Below are 17818 nucleotides of genomic sequence, written 5' to 3'. Positions count from 1 at the left end.
CCTCATTTGCAATGCCGTTTATTTCAACGTATGTCGCGAATTTGGATTGGTGCCTACTTTTGAAGAAGAGAAAAAGCGCCGCCAGGACACATGGGCAGCGCTTATAGGGGACCTATAAGGAAACAAGTTGTGGGTAAATTTCAGCCAATAGCCGGTATGAATGAAGGCGATCGCTAAGCTCAGGCGCATGCGTCAACACCATCAACTCATCGACATGAAGCGAATTAGCAATGGCATCCATGCGTTCTTTCACATGCTGTTTGTCGCCCACAATGGCGGTTGATGGCACATTCATTACAGCAGCACGGTCTTCTTCGTTCAATTGGGTGAGAAAATAAGCCGTTTCCGCTTCAGTCGGGATCGCGGCCATCATCCTCCCTTGTTGATTGGCTGTTTGCCACAGCCGCACAGAGCGGTAAAGCTGCCTCGCTTTTTCGTTCGATTCGGCGCATAAAACAAACACACAAACAATTGGCTTCGTAGCCTGATTCGCACGCTTTCGATAGTGGGCAATGACATCTTGGCCGTTTTGATCATCCATAAAATGGCCATAAACATACTGGAGGTTATGTTTAGCCGCTAAGGCAGCGCTCTTCTTAGACGTTCCAAGCATATACACCGCCGGCTGTTCATAAGGAAGAGGCACAGCTTGTAAGGAAGCGTATTTATGCCCTTCTGGAAAGTCACGTTTCAGAAAGTGCATTAGCTCCGTCATACGCTCGTCCATCGTATGAATGCGTTCGATAAAGTTGCCAGAAAGGGCTTCCGCAGCCTCTGCCGAACCCCCTGGCGAACGGCCCAAGCCAAGGTCGATCCGCCCTGGAAAAAGGTTGGCAAGCATGTGAAAAGACTCTGCCACTTTAAAAGGGGCATAATGAGGAAGCAAGATTGCTCCAGCTCCTAAGCGGATTGAGTTGGTTTTAGCACCGATGTAGGCTAGTAAAATTTCTGGGCTTGGCGAAAGCAAGCCATGCAAATCGTGGTGTTCGGCCACCCAGTAACGGAAATAGCCCATGCTTTCAGCTGCTTGAGCCAAGTCGGCTGTTTCCTTTAAGGCAATTTCATTTGTTGTCTCACTGGAGCGAGGAACTTGGTCTAGGACACTAAGTTTTATCACAAGAATCCTTCTTTCATTTAGTCTTCCTTTACCGTATCGAATTTTATAGGGATTGGCAACTTAAACACAAAAAAGCAGAATGGATGATCCCATTCTGCCTAGCGCGCTTTCCGTTTTTTGTCCGATTTCCATTTCTTAAATAGCTGAATCGCTTCTTTGTTCTTTTTTTGCAAATCAGCCGTGTACGGAGAGGTAGCAAATCCAGGAAGCACGCTGTTAGTTGATTTCTTTGTCGTCTTCTTCATCAACCCTTCACCCACTCAACTCATTATAAGATAGACTATTCCTGCATGCTTTCATCGGTGAGAATGGCTATGCCTATTTTTCATTCTTCATACTGCTCTTCATCCCCGCCTTGAGACAGAAGATCATAAATGGCCACAAGTGAGGCAAACAAGAGTGCATCGAATTCGGTAAGCCGCTCTTCAGAAGACAGTTTAATGACATGGCTCTCCCCTTGTAAAATCACAGGAATGAAAACAAGTTTATCTTTTTCTCCGTAGTAAACATCCTGTCTTTCCAATGTCGCTCTTACCGTCGTGCGGTCTTTGAAATGCACAAGCAAATGGTCTTTATCGCCTTGTGTCATGAAAGGAAAGACACTTGCTTGGATTTCCGTCTTGTCGGCCAACCTTGCTAGAATTTCTCTCACACCGGTAATATATGCACGCTGCCCTCCGTAATAGACGTTAATCGAGTCACTTTTTAGTAAACGAAAAAAAGCTTTTAGCCTGTCTTGCTGCGCTTTGAGCACTTGGTCGTTTGCTTCAATCAGTTGGCCGGTATCGATTGTAAACACATTGGAACCAATTCGTTGCACGTACGCGCTCAAAAACACAAAGGCATCGACAACAACGAAAAGCAAAGCAACAATCAGATAGTGATTCCATTCAGTAAAAATACTTTCCGGGTAAAACGTCCATGTAAATGCTGCTCCAGTGACAAACCATGCATACCATAATCTTCGTATGATCGGGAGCCGTTTTTTCGTCTCCTCTTCCCACCGCCAAGACGCAAATACATATAGCCCCAGCCCTAATACGGTCAACCACACAAGCAATTGGTACAGCAGAAGCATGTGCTCACCCCCTATTTTTGCATGCTGTTATAAAGTCTATGACAGCAACTGGACAAATAGAAATATTTCCCAACATGGATTTGCATACAAAAAAAGCTTGACCATTTTGATCAAGCTTTTTCAATAACACTATTAGGAAAGGAGCCCAAATTGCTCAGCAAGGAGACGAAACGATTCATATTGTTTCTGCTCATCGTAAATAGTGCTATGCAACATGAACTCGTTTGTTTCTGTTTTTTCGGCAAATCGCAGCAACCGGTCGTGGACATCAGCAGCTGTGCCAATAAAAGAGCCACCTAATTGTTCCATCACCATTTGTTTTTCGTAAGGTGTCCATATGTCATCGATATTTTCTACAGCAGGTTTCAGCTTGCCTGGCCGGTTGCGGATCATCGCCAAAAACTGCTGGTACAGACTCGAAGCAAGCACTTCTGCCTCTTTGGCTGTTTCCGCAACAATCGCGTTAACCGCCACCATGCTGTATGGTTCAGCCAATACAGCAGAAGGTTTAAAGGATTCTTTATAAACCATTAATGCTGGCATCATATGTTGAGGTGCGAAGTGGCCAGCAAAAGCAAACGGCAACCCCATTTCACCTGCAAGCCTAGCACTAAACCCACTGGAACCAAGCAACCAAATGGGAATATTTTCTCCTTCTCCTGGATAAGCGCGGACGCGTTTTGTCGTGCTTTCTGGTTGGAAATACGCTTGCAGCTCTTCTACAAGCTCAGGAAAGTCATTTGCATCTTGGCCGTGGCGTCTAAGCGCATGGGCCGTTAGCTGGTCGGTCCCTGGCGCACGTCCAAGGCCTAAGTCAATGCGCCCTGGGTAAAGGGCGTTTAACGTTCCAAATTGTTCTGCAATCGTGAGTGGGGCATGGTTCGGAAGCATGATCCCGCCAGAACCGACACGAATCGCTTTCGTGGCTCCTGCAATTTGCCCAATAAGTACAGCCGTAGCAGAGCTTGCAATCCCTGGCATATTATGGTGCTCTGCCACCCAAAACCGGTGGTAGCCGAATTCTTCTATTTTCTGGGCTAATTTGATTGATTGCCTTAGCGCGTCGCTCACGCCCAATCCTTCGCGGACAGGAGCCAAGTTTAAAACCGATAATGTCACACTTGTTTTCATTATAAGCCCTCTTTTCTATATGTGCGCTTCGTCTTTATTGTAGCGAAGGTAACGAGACGTTTCAATGTAGACGAATTGACTTTGCCGCTTCAGTTGCGATAAAATGACTGATAATCAGTCAGAGGAGTTGGCTATGGATAAAAAACAAAAAATCATTGCTGCCGCACTCGAAGAGTTCCAAACGAATGGCGTCGAAAAAACGAAAGTATCCGATATTGTGAAACGGGCGGGCGTTGCCCAAGGAACGTTTTACCTATACTTTCCGTCCAAACTTGCACTTATGCCAGAACTTGCCCGAATAATGGTTGGCAAGACATTGGAACGGATTGAACAAGATGTCACCAAGAAAGAGGATTTTCATAGCAAGCTGCATCAGTTAATTGAAAGCACATTTTCGTTGACAAAGGAATACCGGGGGATTTTCGCGATCATTTACACAGGCCTAGCAGCAAGCGATTATTTGCAGCAATGGGAGCTGATTTATGAACCTTATTACGAATGGATGACCGCTTTTCTTGAGCAAGCCGACAAACAAGCGACAATCCGCCTTCCCCTTCCTGCCACCCGTTTTGCCAAATTAGCTATTGGCTTAATTGAATCAGCCGCAGAACAAACGTATTTGTATGATAGCGGGAGTGAACAAGAAGCATGCAAAACAATTGCAGACACGTATGTTTTCTTAACGCGCACACTCTGCGCTGATAAACCAGCATCTTTTTAGAAAAATTACATGTAGAAAAGGATTTGACAATCATGGCTAGTAATCGCAGAGATTTACTGGAAATCCGCCCTGTTAGGAGTGCGGACATGCAGCAATCTATTGATCTGTTGAACTATGTCTTCCAAGTGACCAACCAAGATGTTTCCGAAATAGGCCAACAACAAATGCAAGCATGGAAAAAGCCAATTATTGAACACTGTGATGTGATAGGCTGGTTCTCAGGCGATCAACTCGTTTCGCAAATGGTCGTCTACCCATTTTCGGTTAACATCCATGGCCAACCTTTTCAAATGGGTGGCGTTACAGGAGTGGGCACTTATCCTGAATATGCAGGCCTTGGCTTAATGAATGACTTAATGAAGAAAAGCTTAACAAACATGAAAAACCGCGGCCAAACGATTTCTTACCTTTTCCCTTACTCGATTCCCTATTACCGCAAAAAAGGCTGGGAGATCATTTCTGATGTCATTACTTACACGGTAAGAGACACGCAAATCCCTAAACCTTATGATGTTCCAGGCCGAATTGAACGGGTCGAATTTGCAGACAAAGACATCCGCACGGTGTATGCCCAATTCTCGCATAAAGCAAACGGCGCGATGATTCGCAATCGCCTTGCTTGGGAGGAGCATTTTAAATGGGAACGCGACGAACTGACAGGTTGTGTTTACTATGATGAACACGACAACCCGACAGGCTATATGTATTACAAAGTTGAAAACGAAACGTTTTATGTCAAAGAAATGATTTATAACAACGAAGAAGCCCGTCGCGGAATTTGGAATTTCATTGGTGCCCATTTTTCCATGGTTTATTACGTAAAAGGAAAGATCTTTACAAACGAGCCGTTATCCTTCTTTTTGGAAGACAGTGAAATTGAAGAGAAAATCTCTCCTTATTACATGGCGCGCATAGTCGAAGTAGATCGTTTCCTTGCCTCATTTCCATTTACCTCGCACGCGAGCGGCAAACTTGCTTTTGCCATTTCTGATCCGCTGCTAGAGTGGAACAACGGAACGTTCGTCCTATCATTTGCCGACCAAAAGAGAGTAACCATCGAAAACGGTGTAAAGGCAGACGTTAAAACCGACATCCAAACACTCGTTACGCTTTTGTTAAACTATAAAAGAGCATCCACTTTAAAAGAAATAGGCCGTCTCGAAGCGAACGAAGAAACGATCGCCTATTTAGAAGCGATCATTCCGGATAACAAACCTTGGTTTTCAGATTACTTTTGAAAGGGCAGCGTTTTATTACACGTTGCCTCTTTTGTACGGCCAACATGTTAAAAAAGTAGATTTTAAAAAACAGCAAGCGATATAGCAATCTCTCTCCTTATCCCCCGCCAAATATAGAGCATTTCTACCATATTAAAACAAGAATTTCCCTACTAATATGATATTTTTCCAGAAAATCCGTGTCTATTCATGCTGGAATATTACGAGAATTGTAGGTAAAGAAAACCATTTGTAACCGTATTGTAATTTTATTTAAAAGAAACTGTGATGTTCATACGTTAAATTAGGACTTGGGAAAAAGATTATATGAAATCAAATCAAGTTTATTAATTTACTTATGGGGGAATAATAATATGTTTAAGGCAAATATGAAACAATTAATCGTACGTACTTCTGTTGTAGTTGGACTAGCTGGCGCAGCTTCTGTTGCCACAAGCCAATCTGCAGACGCTAGCGTTGACATGAACAAAGTAAACGCAGCAGAAAAGAACCAAAACCAAGCACAATCAGAAACAACGTCTGAATCAAATACAGCTTCTCAAGAACAATCAACTTCTACGACTGTCCGTTTCGGCGACCGCAACGAAACTGTTCGTGAAGTCCAAGCAAAATTAGGCATCCCTGCTGACGGGATTTTCGGACCGCAAACAGAAAAAGAAGTTCGCGAATTCCAAGCAAATAACGGCCTTGCAGCTGACGGCATTGTAGGTCCAGCTACTAAGAAAGCTCTTGATAACGGTGGACAAGTTGCCTCTGCTTCTGAAGAAAGCACTACTTCAAATGAAACAGCTTCAAGCGAGTCAACTGCTTCTGTTTCAACTGCTTCAACATCTGAATCTGACTCTTCTTCTAATGAAGTAAATGAAGAAGTAAGCACTTCCGTTGCTGGTACATCTGTTACAAGTGCTCCTAGCAACAGTGGCGGTTTAGTAGGAGTTGCGCAAAGCCAAATTGGTGCTCCTTACGTATGGGGCGGAACGACTCCAAGTGGATTTGATTGCAGTGGCTTCATCAACTATGTCTATAATTCTCAAGGAATTTCTATTCCAAGAACAGCACAAGCCATCTACGATGCATCTGCTAAAACGTCTGACCCTAGCCCTGGAGATGTTGTCTTCTTCACAGGCACATACAATTCTGGTTCGTACATAACGCACGCTGGCATTTATGTAGGAAACGGTCAATTTGTTCACGCTGGTTCTAGCGGTGTGCAAACTGCAAGCTTGAGCAGCTCTTACTGGAGCAGCCACTACGTTGGCGCTGGAAGCCTCCGTTAAAAACAAGCCCTCATATTGAGGGCTTGTTTTCTCTTTGATGGCGCCTCAAAAAAAGAGGAGCATCCGCCCCTCTCTTTCATCCATTCTCTGTCCATTTTGATACATGCTTGTGACGATACCCTTTTAACCGTTCCAATAACGCTTGCGGTTCTTTCTCGACGATAAACAAATCTCGATACGCTTCAGCCATAAACCCTTGTTCAATCGTATGATCAAGCATGGCCAAAAGCGGATTAAAGAAATCGGCTACGTTTAACAAACTGCATGGCTTTTGATGGTAATCTAGCTGGATCCAAGTAAACACTTCAAACCATTCTTCAAGCGTTCCCGCTCCTCCTGGCAAGGCAACAAAGGCATCTGCATGCTCAGCCATAAGCGCTTTCCGCTCGTGCATCGTATCGACAACATATAGCTCAGACAATTTGTCATGTGCAATCTCTACATTTTGTAGTTTTTTGGGAATTACACCTATGACACGTCCCCCTGCTTGCAAGCAAGCATTGGCAACGGCCCCCATACAACCTACTTGGGCTCCCCCATAAACAAGGGTTATTTCATTTTCGGCGAGGAGTTTGCCAAAGGCTGTCGCCTGTTCGATATAAACTGGATCTTTGCCAGCACTAGACCCACAAAACACCGCTAACGATTGTATTTCCAATTCTCCCATTCCTTTCTCTGTCCTCACATTCGATCAAGGCCGATAAGCCGATACAGCACGACTGTTCCCATCAATAAACCGCCATGGGTGGTGGCTGCATGGACCAGCGCCTTTAATGCCGATACGTTTTGTCGCCACAATGGATGCGTTTGTGTGGTCCCCTTTCGCAAAATAAAGCGGAGGTTCGGTTAAAAGCCGGCCATAGTCTGCCATTGTAATCCCCATTGCTTTTGTTAATTTACCTGGTCCATTTGCAAATTCACGGCTTGTATGTGGTTTGCCTCGTAGCCGCTCCATTTCTTTAACGCCGCTAATAGGTTCAATGGCACGAATGAGCACAGCCTCAGGTTGTCCTTTTTGTTCACATACAACGTTTAACAAACAATGGGTATGCATCGTATATGTGTAACATCTTCCAGCCTCTTCATACAAAATAGCTGTCCGTTTTGTCCGACGCCTGCCATAGCTGTGGCACGCTCGGTCAAGCACTCCTAGATATGCCTCGGTTTCTGTTATTCGGCCAATCAACGTTACGCCGTCTAACTCATGTACCAAATGCATGCCAATGAGCCCTTTTGCCACTTCGATTGTTGATTGCTCAAAAAAAGACAGATCGAGCGCTTTTTGTTGTTCCATTGTGACAGTCCTTTCTCCAGTCATCCTCCTTTATTTAAGCACAGATTGGCCGTTATTCATAGTGACGTACATCTCCTACAGGCAAAAACCATTCTAGCCCACCAAGCAAGGCACTTGCGCTTACGAACGCAAGGCATGTAGTAAGGAAAAGGACATCCCATTTTGAGTAGCCGATTTTATAAAAATACGTTCGTTTCGCTGCCGCGTTAAACTGTTTAGCCTCCATAGCAATCGCGATCCGTTGCGCACGCCGTATGGCCTGCGCCAATAATGGAACACTAAAAAAACGCATTTTCTTTAAAAAGCCTGTTGCGCCTTTTCCAAGATCAAGGCCTCTTATGCGGTACGCATAGTGAAGCGTTTGAAACTCGCTTACCATAATAGGCAGCATTCGAATCGAAGCCATAAACGAATAGGCTATGTTTGCCGGAAGTTTTAGTTGCTGCATGAGCGAATAAAACAGCAGCACAGGTTTTGTTGTTAAAGCAAACAATAGACCAAGCACGGCGAATGTAGACGCACGTAAACCTAAATGGATGCCCCGGTAAAAGCTTTCCTCCGTTATATGGATCAGCCCATAATGAAACCACGTCGTCTCCCCTTTTCCGAATAAAACCATCGCGCTGGAAGAGGAAATGAACAACAACAAAAATGGCAGACAGTATAACAACACAAACTTGCGAGGATGGCCAGAAAAGCAGAAAAGCAAAAATAGCGATGCCAGAAACAAGACAAGCAATGCGTTAGGATTATGCACGAAAATAATCGCAATAAAACCAATAATTGTTGTCACTAATTTTAAACTCGGATTCACACGGCTAAGCCATGTCTCTTTCCATTTGTATTCCACCTACGTCACCCCCTGTTCCATTTCGCGTGCGCGCCATTATTGTATCAAGGGTTCCGTTTTTAATCGTCCATTCATGCGTGGCAAAATGGTCAACAATCATTTCATCATGTGTCACCATTAAGATCGCAGTCCCTTGCCTGCGGCGCTCTTCTAGCGCTTCAAGCAACAAGAATGTATTTTTTGCATCTTGGCCAAATGTCGGTTCATCGAACAGCAAAAGCGGCCGCGGCTCCATAAAGGCTGTTGCGACACTAAGGCGGCGCTTTTGGCCAATGGAAAGCATATAGGGATGGTTGTCTTGTTTGCCTTCTAATTGGAACATCTCAAGCAACGATTGTGCTTGGGCATTGGCTGATTCCCTACTACAGCCCGCCAATAACTCTTGCCAAACAGAATCAGCGACAAACTGAAATTCTGGGTTTTGAAAAACAAAACCAATTTGCTCAGACAGGGACTGCTTTGGTTTGACAGCTTCCCCATTTAGCTGATAGGTGCCTTTCCATTTGAGCAAATTCATCAAAGCATACAGAAAGGTCGATTTCCCAGCGCCGTTTTTGCCCGTAATGCAAACCCAGTCGCCAGCATGGACAACCGCTTCATCCACTTTTCCTACTCGTTGTTTGCCACGATAAGCAGCCCAATGGTTAAGCAACAGAAGCGGCGTGTGCCTCTTCTGCTTTATTTTGCCTGGAGCGTATTGGGACAAATAGTTTTTCCATGAATATGGATGCCAGATTCCATATTCATCAAGTTGGCGGCGATAGCGCTGAAACAATTCCTGTGGAGCGCCGTCGTCAAGCAATTGGCCCTCTTCATTAAACAACACAATCCGATCCACAAAATCAATGATTTCAGAAATTTTATGTTCAATAATAATAATTGTTTTGCCGCTGCACGCTTGACGGACAGTCTGCCATATTTGCGTGGTCCCCTCCGGATCAAGCAACGCTGTCGGTTCGTCAAGAAAAAGAACATCGCTTTCAGCCGCTAGTGCGCAAGCAATAGCAAGGCGTTGTTTCATCCCTTGTGACATTGCAGCAATCGGCCAATGGCGCTCAGGTAAATCAAGGCCTACTTGTGCTAAAAGGCGCTCGATCGCCACATCCATTTGGTCACGGGGCATGCGGCGGTTTTCTAAGACGAACGCAATTTCTTCATCGACATAAGGCATGCAAAATTGCGTATCTGGATCTTGGAATACAATCGCAGGCTGCTTGGCGGGAACAAGCACTTCAGCATGATAAGGGAGCTCAATCGCACTGGGGATGAGGCCCGCCATCATATGCGCTAACGTCGATTTTCCTGAGCCACTTGGACCAAGCAGAAGCACTTTCTCCCCTGAGTAAATATCAATGGACAAGTCTTCAAATAATAACGTGCCGCTATTCGGATAAGACAGCGACAGCTGCTTGATGGACACAGCCTGTTCTCTACTCATCCTTTTTACTCCTTTTCGAAGCAAACAAGTCGTAATCGGCTTGGGAAACGGGGCGCAAAAGCGTACTGACGCCTGTCTTTTCCAGTGCCCGTACAAGCGCAGAGGCTAAAAAGCCAGCAATGATAATGGAGCCAAGCGTGCGAAAAACAACGCGCAATGTGATATTCCAAGTCGTTAAATCACTCAAATAGGCATTAAAATAATCGAGCCCAAGGGAGGCAAACGAAGCGAAAACAGCACCAAGGCTAGCTGTCCATACTGTATATACGCGGTATTTGAATAGGGCAAAAGCCAACTCAATTCCAAGCCCTTGCAAAGCGCCGTACAACAGCAACAACGGTCCGTATGGGGACCCAGCAAAAAATTCCCCTGAAGCGGCCGCGGTTTCGGCAAGCAACGCAACCCCTGGCTTTTTAATCAGCAATGCTGCAATTGTTCCGGCAATAAACCACATGCCATACAGCAGCTGGTCTGCTTGCAACCCTGGGAGGCTGACTAAGTCCGTGACCGGCGTCCATAGGCGGTATACGACCGCAAACACAACCGAAATCAAAATCGTCACAATCATGTCTGTCAAACGTAAGCGATTCTTGTTCATTTTCTGTCTCCTTTTTCCACTGGAAAGGGCACAAAAAAACGCTCCCCCGAAACGGATGGAGCGACGCACACGACCCTGCCATGGGCAAACCAAAGCAGCGCCTATTGTACACCGCACTTCCCTTCGCTAGCATTACCTAGATCAGGTAAAGGGTTAAGGCTAAACGCCTTTCTCAGCATAAACGCACCCCTAGTGGTTGTAATTTATCATGTTATTTAAAGTTAACCATATGTTTTTACAAGCTGCAATCTTTTTTTTCGGCAATTACATTTTTAATTTCGGTTAAACGACGAATTTCATAGGTTGGACGAATGTCGGTTGTGTTTTCAATTCCATCACGATTTAGCCAAATCGTTTCGATTCCAGCTTGGTTTCCGCCAAGAATATCTGTATGCAAATTATCGCCAACCATGAGCACTTCCTCTTTCGCTGTCCCTGACAATTCCAACGCATGCTTAAACATTGCTACATCCGGTTTGCCTTTCCCGTAAGCGCCAGAAATCAAAATATGGTCAAAATAAGGGACAAGTTGAGGAGTGATCTCCAATTTCGTATTTTGCAGATCAGGAGAGCCATTTGTTAAAAGCAAAAGCCTGTAAGAATGTTGCAGCTCATCAAGGACTGCAAACGTATCTTCAAACACATACGGGTTTTTTCGCCGTTCTGATGGAAAATGGCTCGCCAATTGGTTCGCTAATTCCCCATCTTCTATGCCTATTTCTGCTAGCCCTTTTTCCCAAGCAGCTTGTTGGTACACAGGGGCAATTTCCCGTAGACGGTTAAAGTCTTCCGTGTCATCACGGAAAGCTCCCCACAAGCCTTCAAATGGATTTATGCCAATCAGTTTTGTAAACTCGTACGTTTCATAGGATTGATATAGCTCCGTGGCATGAGTACGCACCGCTTCCTCTAGCGCGTCTGGGTCAATATCTGTATGGACCGTTGCCGCCAAAGCACATGTCTGCCTAAACGCTTCCTTTATGCTTTTTTTATCCCATAATAACGTATCATCTAAATCAAAGAAAATAGCTCGTATCATACTTGCCTCCGGGTTTGGTTATTCCTCGTCTTCCAAACGGACAGTCCAGCCAAACGGGTCTTTTTGTTCTCCAGTTTGAATGCCTGTCAATTCCGTGTACAAACGTTTGGACAACGCTCCTGTTTCATTGTTGTTGACAACGATTTTGTGGTCTTTCCACAAAAGTTCTCCGACTGGAGAGATGACCGCTGCTGTACCAGTTCCGAAGACTTCTTCAAGCGTACCGCTTTTGCTTGCGCTCACAATTTCTTCAATTGAAATCCGCCGTTCGAACACTGGGATATCCCAACTTTTCAGCAACTCGATCACGCTTTTGCGTGTAATGCCCTCTAAAATGCTGCCTGATAATCCAGGTGTATGCACTTCTCCGTTCAATTTAAAAAACACATTCATGCTGCCTACTTCTTCGACGTATTTCTTTTCCATCCCGTCCAACCATAGAACTTGTGCTTGTTTGTTCGCTGTAGCCCGCTCTTGTGCTTTGTAAGCAGCACAGTAGTTGCCAGCCGTTTTCGCGGTCCCAGTCCCCCCTGGTGCGGCACGTGTATATTGGTCTTCTACAAAAATGCCAATTGGGTTGATTCCTTCTTTATAGTAAGCTCCGACTGGTGACAAGATAATCATAAATTTATAATTACGTGAAGGCGCTACGCCTAATGTAGGTTCTGTCGCAATAACAAATGGGCGAATATAAAGGGAAGTTCCTGGCATCGTTGGAATCCAGTCTTTATCGATACGGATCAATTCCTTTAAATAAGCGAGCATTTGTGCTTCATCAATCGGCGGGATGCTCAAACGGTCGCTTGATTGATTCAAACGCTTAAAGTTTTCTTCTGGGCGGAATAAGCGGACGCTCCCATCTTCAGAACGGTACGCTTTTAAGCCTTCAAAAACCGTTTGCCCATAATGGAATACCATTGCGGCAGGATCAAGGGTCAATGGTTGATAAGGAATAATACGGGGACTGTACCAGCCTTTCTCTTCTGAATAATCCATGATAAACATATGGTCTGTAAAATACTTGCCAAACTCTAAAGCAGAAGACTCGGGTTTTTGTTTTTTGTGCGTACATTTCATAATTTCGAGTTTTTGTGTTGTCATGAACGAGCGCTCCTTCATTTTTTCTCTAGTAACATCGATGATATGGTTTAGGAACAAGACGACAAACAAAAAAATGCTTACCCTTTATGAAATTGATCGAATCGTCTATTCTCCCCAATAAAAACTGCTTAATTGTCTATACTAGGCAATAAAACAAGTTATTATTATCCCTTTACTATATCATAATATCACATATTCAAACAGCTTTTTGCTATCACCTGTAATTCTTCATCTATGATTTCGTTTTTTTGCTGGGCGAAATGTTGGTTTCGGGAAACATTGTTCCATATAAGCCATAGTGCTGCGAGCAGCGAAACATGTTGCTGTAGACCCACTCGCTGCCTGTTTGATAGGATAAAGAAACGCAAAGAAACACCATATTTTTTGGAGAAAGGGTTAGCCTTGATGAAACGATATGAAGAACTAAAAAAAGGGGAATCCGGCGCATGGCTTAGTATAGGCGCTTATATCTTTTTGGCAGCGGTAAAGCTGACAATCGGCTACTTGTTTTTTTCGCAAGCGCTCGTCGCTGATGGATACAACAATGCTTCTGATATTATTATTTCAATTGCTGTTTTAATTGGCTTGCGCATTTCCCAAAAGCCGCCTGACAAAGACCATCCGTATGGCCATTTCCGTGCAGAACATATTTCCGCCTTGTTGGCCGCGTTCCTGATGGTAATAATTGGCATTCAAGTGTTGATTGAGGCAGGGACGACCCTTCTTAGCGCAAATGAAACAGAAGCGCCAAGCATGGTCGCTGCATGGACAGCGGCAGGAGGCACGGTCATCATGTTTTTTGTCTATCGCTACAATAAACAGCTCGCTGAGAAAATCAATAGCCAAGCTCTCGCTGCCGCCGCGCAAGACAATAAAAACGATGCACTAGTCAGTTTGGGGGCGCTCATCGGCATTATCGCTTCCCATTTCCATTTAGGTTGGCTTGATTCATTGACTGCGTTGCTGATTGGCCTCATTATTTGCTATACAGCTTGGACCATTTTTAGAGATGCCACCCATTCATTAACCGATGGCTTTGATGAAAAGATGCTTGAAGTGTACAGAGATACCATTGAGGAAAATGAGCAAGTCCATCTATTAAAAATGGTAAAAGCACGCCAAGTTGGCAGCTCCGTTTACGCCGATGTAACGATTGAGGTAAAACCTACTTTAACGGTCAAAGATAGCCACGACATTGCGGACCAAATCGAACGGGATTTGCGCACAAAGCATAATATCCTGCATACGACCGTGCACATCGAACCGAAAAAAGAGGATAAATAGAAAAAGGAAGCGCACTGCGCTTCCTTTAAGACTATAGACAAACACTCAAGTCTGTCGCAAGTTGCCTCAAATTATTGATCCTTTTCTATGCCTGCACTCCTCGTCTAACAACGGTTTTCTATTAGACGACATGATGGTAGCCAACGCAGAGCCTGTTATTCAAGCAAAGTGACAGTCACTTGTTGCCTGCCGAATGCATAAGCATCCGCTTCTGATTGCATATAAAGGTCGATCTTTTGTCCTTTAATGGCCCCACCTGTATCTCCAGCAATCGCTTCTCCATACCCTTCTACATGCACACGGCTGCCAAGAGGGATGACTGCTGGATCAACGGCTACTACTTTTTGATTTGGATTGGCACGCAAATCGATGCCTGTCGCTGTTGTACCCGAACAACCATGGCAATACGCTGTATAAGCGGTTGCTTCCATCTGGAAAGTCTTTTTGCCTTCGCTTTTGTGTGTAGAAGAAGCCGTGTTGGCTGGCTCTTCCTCTTTTTTCTCTGTTGGCTGCTCTACGTCACCATTTGTACTTTCGTTTAGTTCGTTTTCTTCTTCCCCATTTTCACTTTTGTTTGATTCGTTTTTCTCTACTCCATTATTGTTTTCATTGGCTTTCTCACTTTTCTTTTCTCGCTGTTCAGCAGGTTCTGCCTCACTGTAATACAATGCTTTAAAGGTTAGCGGGCCAGCGATACCATCTACTGCTAAGCCGTTCTGTTTTTGAAAAGCGGTCACCGCAGCTTTTGTCAATACACCGTAGTACCCATCAATGTCTGCTTGGTAGTATTGCAACTGCGCTAATTTTTTTTGGAGCATGTTAACAAGAAGCCCGTCGCTTCCTTCTTGTAAAACAGCCATTGAACCAAGGGTTTGCACCCCAGCAATGCCGTCTACTAATAAGTTATTGTCTTGTTGGAATTGCTTAACTGCTGCTACTACCTTACTGTCATATGTATGGGACCGATCTTGATCCTCTAAGTAGCCGCTCTCTACAAGATAGTCTTGTAGTTTCTCAACGCGTTCGCTTTTTTCACCTTCGTGTATTGGACTGAATGTGTCAGCGTCTGCCTGTTCAGGTACACTAATTAAACTAAACAAGAGTACGCTCATAAAGAAGAAACAAAGTTTTATAGGCATGGTAACTCTCCCCTTAATTTTAGCGCTTTTTTCAACAGGTTCTCCTAAGTGGCGGCGGCGTCTTTCCTCGTAAGCAATATTCATCTTGTTCGCCTCGCTTTCTCGTAATCTGCTACCATACCTACTCACTCGTGTCCCTCTTTAACCCACGTTACAAGCTTTTTAATCTGAATGTAACTTAGCTGTAACATAAAAAACGATGCGCCCATAGGGCGCATCGTTCGCATTCTCTTACTAGTCTAAAACAGTCACTTTGACAGTTTTACGGCCAAAATTAATGGCGTCGCTTTGAGATGGGACAAAGACATCAATTTTATTGCCGCTTATCGCACCGCCAGTGTCTCCAGCAATGGCTTCACCATAACCTTCCACGTACACACGGCTGCCAAGAGGGATGACACTTGGGTCTACCGCGATCACTTTTTGATTTGGATTCGCTTTTAGATCAATCCCTGTTGCTGTTACACCTGAGCAGCCATTGCAATCGGCTGAATAAGCGGTAGCTTCCATTTGATACGTAGCTGTACCTTCTGTAGTCTTAGAGTCTTCTTCCGTTTTAGGAGCTTCTTCAGCTGGTTGTTCGCTTTTAGCAGAAGCCGATTCTTCTGCTGGCTCTTCTTTCTTACTTTCTTGCTGTGTTTCTGGTTCTGCTTTTGCTTGTGGTTCAGCTTGTGGTTCCTCTACCGGTTCTTCCTCTACTGTTTCAAGCGGTTCTTGATTTTGCTTTGCTTTCGGTTCTTCGCTTGTTTCTTCTGACTGTTGTTTTGGTTCAGCTTGCTTTTCTTCTACTTTAATTGGCTCGGCTGAAGCTGCCTTTTGATTGTAATAGAGCTTGCTGTATGTAGCCGGGCCAGCAATACCGTCTACTGCAATCCCGTTGTCAGACTGAAAGTTTTCCACTGCCCGTTCCGTTAAGGAACCGAAAAGTCCATCCACTTCGCCTTTATAATAGTTTAAGTTTAGTAATTGTTTTTGCAGTTCTTCAACTAATTTGCCTTCATCGCCATGCTCAAGGGCATGCAAGGCACCTAGTGTTTGCAATCCAGCGATGCCATCCACAAGCAAATCCTCAGATGCTTGGAATTCCTTAATCGCTGATGCCGTGGAGTTTCCAAATGTTCCGTTTATATCTTCTTTATCAAAAACCCCGTTGTCTGTCAAAAGTAGTTGCAATTGTTCCACTTGCTCGCCACTGTCGCCTTGCGAAAGGGTGCGGTCTGACATGGCGTTAGCCATTGTTGGTGCACTGAAGAAAATAACTCCTGCAGTCACAACTGGCAGCCCGATGCTGCGAAAGACTTTGAATGGAATTTGTTTTTTCAAAGTAGTGCCTCCTTCAATTACTTGCTGATATGGATAGTAACAGTCTTCAGGCTAGGAGACAATCGTCTTGCGCTCTTCTTAAACAACACGAAATCAAACTGTAATAAAAGTTAATTCAGGGACATATAACTGGCACTTTCTTCCCTAACCCTTCCGCCTTATTACATAATTACTCACAATTAGCCGCTTTTGTACATTTTTGTATCGTTCTTGTCATGAAAAGACGCTATAGCCAAGAACACAGATACAAATTCCGCTTATATTTTGCTTAAATCTGCTTATTTCGCTTGTTTTTGCGATTACAATTGAAACATAGCTGTCATATAAGCACACTAAGCGAGCGGCTGCATAATCTGCAATAAACGCCTAATGGCCCATTCTAATAAAGTCCCCTTTAGGTCATGTAACTAAAGAGGACGGAAAGAGGGATTATGGATTATACAGATATGTTAGCTGCATTTGGCATTGGCAGTGCCCACCCGGGAGGGTTTGCGGAGTCTAAAAAAATGATCGTCAATATGGATATTGATGATCATACCGTCATCCTTGATTGTGGCTGCGGTACCGGGCAAACTGCTGCTTATTTAAAACAAATTTATGACTGCCACGTTTGGGCGATTGAGCGACACCCTGTCATGCTGCAAAAAGCGAGACAGCGCTTTTCTGAACAAAATGTGGCTGTATCTTTACATGAAGGATCAATTGAAGCGATGGATTTCCCTAGTAATAGCGTCGATATTGTCTTATCGGAATCGGTGCTAGCTTTCCTTGATTTAGAGAAAGCATTAAAAGAAATAAAGCGAGTCTTAGCCTTTGATGGAAAAATGTATGCAAATGAGCTTATATGCACACAATCTCTAACGTCAGAGGAAATCGCCGAATTGAAAGAAGGTTATGGCTTTCGGTCACTCTTCACCGCACAAGATTGGATAGCAGCTTTGACAGAGAATGGATTTAGCCATGTAAAAGTTGTAAAAGAAGCAGTAGCAGAAGCGGTCCAACAAGATGAAAGCGATAAAGGCAATGACCTTATGCCGTCACCGCTTCTTTCCCCTGATTGTTTTGCGCAAATGCAACAGCACCAAATGAGGATGGAAAAGTTCAGGACAAAACTTGGCCATGCTTGGATCATCGCAAGTCGGTCAACTTAAGGTTTCTTAAGTTGACCAGCTTGCTGAAAAACGCTTACA

General features: G+C 44.3%; 18 protein-coding genes and 1 riboswitch. Of the genes, 5 read left to right on the top strand and 13 right to left on the bottom strand.

The features are described 5' to 3' along the window. Window positions 1-112: 112 nt before the first annotated feature. The 4 genes from V5G21_RS19185 to V5G21_RS19170 all read right to left on the bottom strand — a co-directional run bounded on the left by V5G21_RS19185 (window position 113) and on the right by V5G21_RS19170 (window position 3326). Window positions 113-1117, bottom strand: coding sequence for an LLM class flavin-dependent oxidoreductase (locus V5G21_RS19185; protein ID WP_011246786.1), 1005 nt, complete (start codon window positions 1115-1117; stop codon window positions 113-115). A gap of 98 nt (window positions 1118-1215) precedes the next feature. Further along, a complete protein-coding gene (locus V5G21_RS19180; RefSeq protein ID WP_156323101.1) occupies window positions 1216-1362 on the bottom strand; it encodes a hypothetical protein in 147 nt (48 codons plus the stop codon). Window positions 1363-1442: 80 nt separating this feature from the next. Next, window positions 1443-2195, bottom strand: coding sequence for a type II toxin-antitoxin system SpoIISA family toxin (locus V5G21_RS19175; protein ID WP_011246785.1), 753 nt, complete (start codon window positions 2193-2195; stop codon window positions 1443-1445). Between the two features lie 132 nt (window positions 2196-2327). Then, window positions 2328-3326, bottom strand: coding sequence for an LLM class flavin-dependent oxidoreductase (locus V5G21_RS19170; protein WP_011246784.1), 999 nt, complete (start codon window positions 3324-3326; stop codon window positions 2328-2330). A 133-nt stretch (window positions 3327-3459) separates the two neighbouring features. On the opposite strand from V5G21_RS19170, the gene V5G21_RS19165 reads away from it, so the two are divergent. From V5G21_RS19165 to V5G21_RS19155, 3 genes are all read left to right on the top strand, one after another. After that, window positions 3460-4047, top strand: a complete 588-nt coding sequence (locus V5G21_RS19165; RefSeq protein ID WP_011246783.1) for a TetR family transcriptional regulator — start codon at window positions 3460-3462, stop codon at window positions 4045-4047. An 86-nt stretch (window positions 4048-4133) separates the two neighbouring features. Then, window positions 4134-5285 carry a GNAT family N-acetyltransferase gene (locus tag V5G21_RS19160; protein ID WP_244153279.1) on the top strand — a complete coding sequence of 384 codons (1152 nt, stop codon included), beginning with the start codon at window positions 4134-4136 and terminating at the stop codon, window positions 5283-5285. 353 nt (window positions 5286-5638) lie between these two features. After that, entirely contained in the window at window positions 5639-6562 is a 924-nt protein-coding gene (locus V5G21_RS19155) for a C40 family peptidase (protein ID WP_011246781.1), read from the top strand. 76 nt (window positions 6563-6638) lie between these two features. Here the strand turns inward: V5G21_RS19155 and V5G21_RS19150 are convergent, their stop codons facing one another. The 7 genes from V5G21_RS19150 to V5G21_RS19120 all read right to left on the bottom strand — a co-directional run bounded on the left by V5G21_RS19150 (window position 6639) and on the right by V5G21_RS19120 (window position 12882). Continuing rightward, window positions 6639-7229, bottom strand: a complete 591-nt coding sequence (locus tag V5G21_RS19150) for a TIGR00730 family Rossman fold protein (protein ID WP_211182874.1) — start codon at window positions 7227-7229, stop codon at window positions 6639-6641. Between the two features lie 24 nt (window positions 7230-7253). Further along, a complete protein-coding gene (locus V5G21_RS19145; RefSeq protein WP_011246779.1) occupies window positions 7254-7856 on the bottom strand; it encodes a DNA-3-methyladenine glycosylase in 603 nt (200 codons plus the stop codon). A 52-nt stretch (window positions 7857-7908) separates the two neighbouring features. Beyond that, window positions 7909-8706: an energy-coupling factor transporter transmembrane component T family protein gene (locus V5G21_RS19140; RefSeq protein WP_011246778.1), complete on the bottom strand. Its 798-nt coding sequence runs from the start codon at window positions 8704-8706 to the stop codon at window positions 7909-7911. Further along, a complete protein-coding gene (locus tag V5G21_RS19135) occupies window positions 8675-10144 on the bottom strand; it encodes an ABC transporter ATP-binding protein (protein WP_073304067.1) in 1470 nt (489 codons plus the stop codon). Before V5G21_RS19135 ends, V5G21_RS19140 begins: the two co-directional genes overlap by 32 nt. Continuing rightward, complete coding sequence (locus tag V5G21_RS19130) at window positions 10137-10742, bottom strand: ECF transporter S component (RefSeq protein WP_011246776.1); 606 nt, start codon at window positions 10740-10742, stop codon at window positions 10137-10139. Before V5G21_RS19130 ends, V5G21_RS19135 begins: the two co-directional genes overlap by 8 nt. A 101-nt stretch (window positions 10743-10843) precedes the next feature. Next, window positions 10844-10943: riboswitch (TPP riboswitch) on the bottom strand. 34 nt (window positions 10944-10977) lie between these two features. After that, a complete protein-coding gene (locus V5G21_RS19125) occupies window positions 10978-11781 on the bottom strand; it encodes an HAD family hydrolase (RefSeq protein WP_011246775.1) in 804 nt (267 codons plus the stop codon). Window positions 11782-11799: 18 nt separating this feature from the next. After that, window positions 11800-12882, bottom strand: coding sequence for a branched-chain amino acid aminotransferase (locus V5G21_RS19120; RefSeq protein WP_011246774.1), 1083 nt, complete (start codon window positions 12880-12882; stop codon window positions 11800-11802). Window positions 12883-13287: 405 nt separating this feature from the next. On the opposite strand from V5G21_RS19120, the gene V5G21_RS19115 reads away from it, so the two are divergent. After that, a complete protein-coding gene (locus V5G21_RS19115; RefSeq protein WP_011246773.1) occupies window positions 13288-14166 on the top strand; it encodes a cation diffusion facilitator family transporter in 879 nt (292 codons plus the stop codon). A 155-nt stretch (window positions 14167-14321) separates the two neighbouring features. Here the strand turns inward: V5G21_RS19115 and V5G21_RS19110 are convergent, their stop codons facing one another. Both V5G21_RS19110 and V5G21_RS19105 read right to left on the bottom strand, forming a co-directional pair. After that, window positions 14322-15305 (bottom strand): peptidoglycan-binding domain-containing protein, encoded by a 984-nt coding sequence (locus V5G21_RS19110; protein ID WP_041824584.1) that lies wholly within the window; start codon window positions 15303-15305, stop codon window positions 14322-14324. 234 nt (window positions 15306-15539) lie between these two features. After that, the gene (locus V5G21_RS19105; RefSeq protein ID WP_011246771.1) at window positions 15540-16628 is read right to left on the bottom strand and encodes a peptidoglycan-binding protein; all 1089 of its coding nucleotides are present in this window, start codon (window positions 16626-16628) and stop codon (window positions 15540-15542) included. 431 nt (window positions 16629-17059) lie between these two features. Here V5G21_RS19105 and V5G21_RS19100 point away from each other — a divergent pair, with 431 nt between their 5' ends. After that, window positions 17060-17779 carry a class I SAM-dependent methyltransferase gene (locus tag V5G21_RS19100; RefSeq protein ID WP_011246770.1) on the top strand — a complete coding sequence of 240 codons (720 nt, stop codon included), beginning with the start codon at window positions 17060-17062 and terminating at the stop codon, window positions 17777-17779. The last annotated feature ends 39 nt before the right edge of the window (window positions 17780-17818 follow it).

The organism is Shouchella rhizosphaerae (assembly GCF_036700015.1).
Lineage (GTDB): Bacteria > Bacillota > Bacilli > Bacillales > Bacillaceae_D > Shouchella > Shouchella rhizosphaerae.
This window is presented reverse-complemented; position numbering and strand designations above follow the sequence as displayed.

Excerpts from the sequence above, each read along its gene's own strand:
- V5G21_RS19125 (WP_011246775.1), bottom strand. The coding sequence starts at position 11,781 with ATGATACGAGCTATTTTCTTTGATTTAGATGATACGTTATTATGGGAT.
- V5G21_RS19155 (WP_011246781.1), top strand. The coding sequence starts at position 5,639 with ATGTTTAAGGCAAATATGAAACAATTAATCGTACGTACTTCTGTTGTA.
- V5G21_RS19175 (WP_011246785.1), bottom strand. The coding sequence starts at position 2,195 with ATGCTTCTGCTGTACCAATTGCTTGTGTGGTTGACCGTATTAGGGCTG.
- V5G21_RS19150 (WP_211182874.1), bottom strand. The coding sequence starts at position 7,229 with ATGGGAGAATTGGAAATACAATCGTTAGCGGTGTTTTGTGGGTCTAGT.
- V5G21_RS19170 (WP_011246784.1), bottom strand. The coding sequence starts at position 3,326 with ATGAAAACAAGTGTGACATTATCGGTTTTAAACTTGGCTCCTGTCCGC.
- V5G21_RS19130 (WP_011246776.1), bottom strand. The coding sequence starts at position 10,742 with ATGAACAAGAATCGCTTACGTTTGACAGACATGATTGTGACGATTTTG.
- V5G21_RS19100 (WP_011246770.1), top strand. The coding sequence starts at position 17,060 with ATGGATTATACAGATATGTTAGCTGCATTTGGCATTGGCAGTGCCCAC.
- V5G21_RS19145 (WP_011246779.1), bottom strand. The coding sequence starts at position 7,856 with ATGGAACAACAAAAAGCGCTCGATCTGTCTTTTTTTGAGCAATCAACA.
- V5G21_RS19120 (WP_011246774.1), bottom strand. The coding sequence starts at position 12,882 with ATGACAACACAAAAACTCGAAATTATGAAATGTACGCACAAAAAACAA.
- V5G21_RS19115 (WP_011246773.1), top strand. The coding sequence starts at position 13,288 with ATGAAACGATATGAAGAACTAAAAAAAGGGGAATCCGGCGCATGGCTT.
- V5G21_RS19160 (WP_244153279.1), top strand. The coding sequence starts at position 4,134 with ATGCAGCAATCTATTGATCTGTTGAACTATGTCTTCCAAGTGACCAAC.
- V5G21_RS19110 (WP_041824584.1), bottom strand. The coding sequence starts at position 15,305 with ATGCCTATAAAACTTTGTTTCTTCTTTATGAGCGTACTCTTGTTTAGT.
- V5G21_RS19135 (WP_073304067.1), bottom strand. The coding sequence starts at position 10,144 with ATGAGTAGAGAACAGGCTGTGTCCATCAAGCAGCTGTCGCTGTCTTAT.
- V5G21_RS19180 (WP_156323101.1), bottom strand. The coding sequence starts at position 1,362 with ATGAAGAAGACGACAAAGAAATCAACTAACAGCGTGCTTCCTGGATTT.
- V5G21_RS19165 (WP_011246783.1), top strand. The coding sequence starts at position 3,460 with ATGGATAAAAAACAAAAAATCATTGCTGCCGCACTCGAAGAGTTCCAA.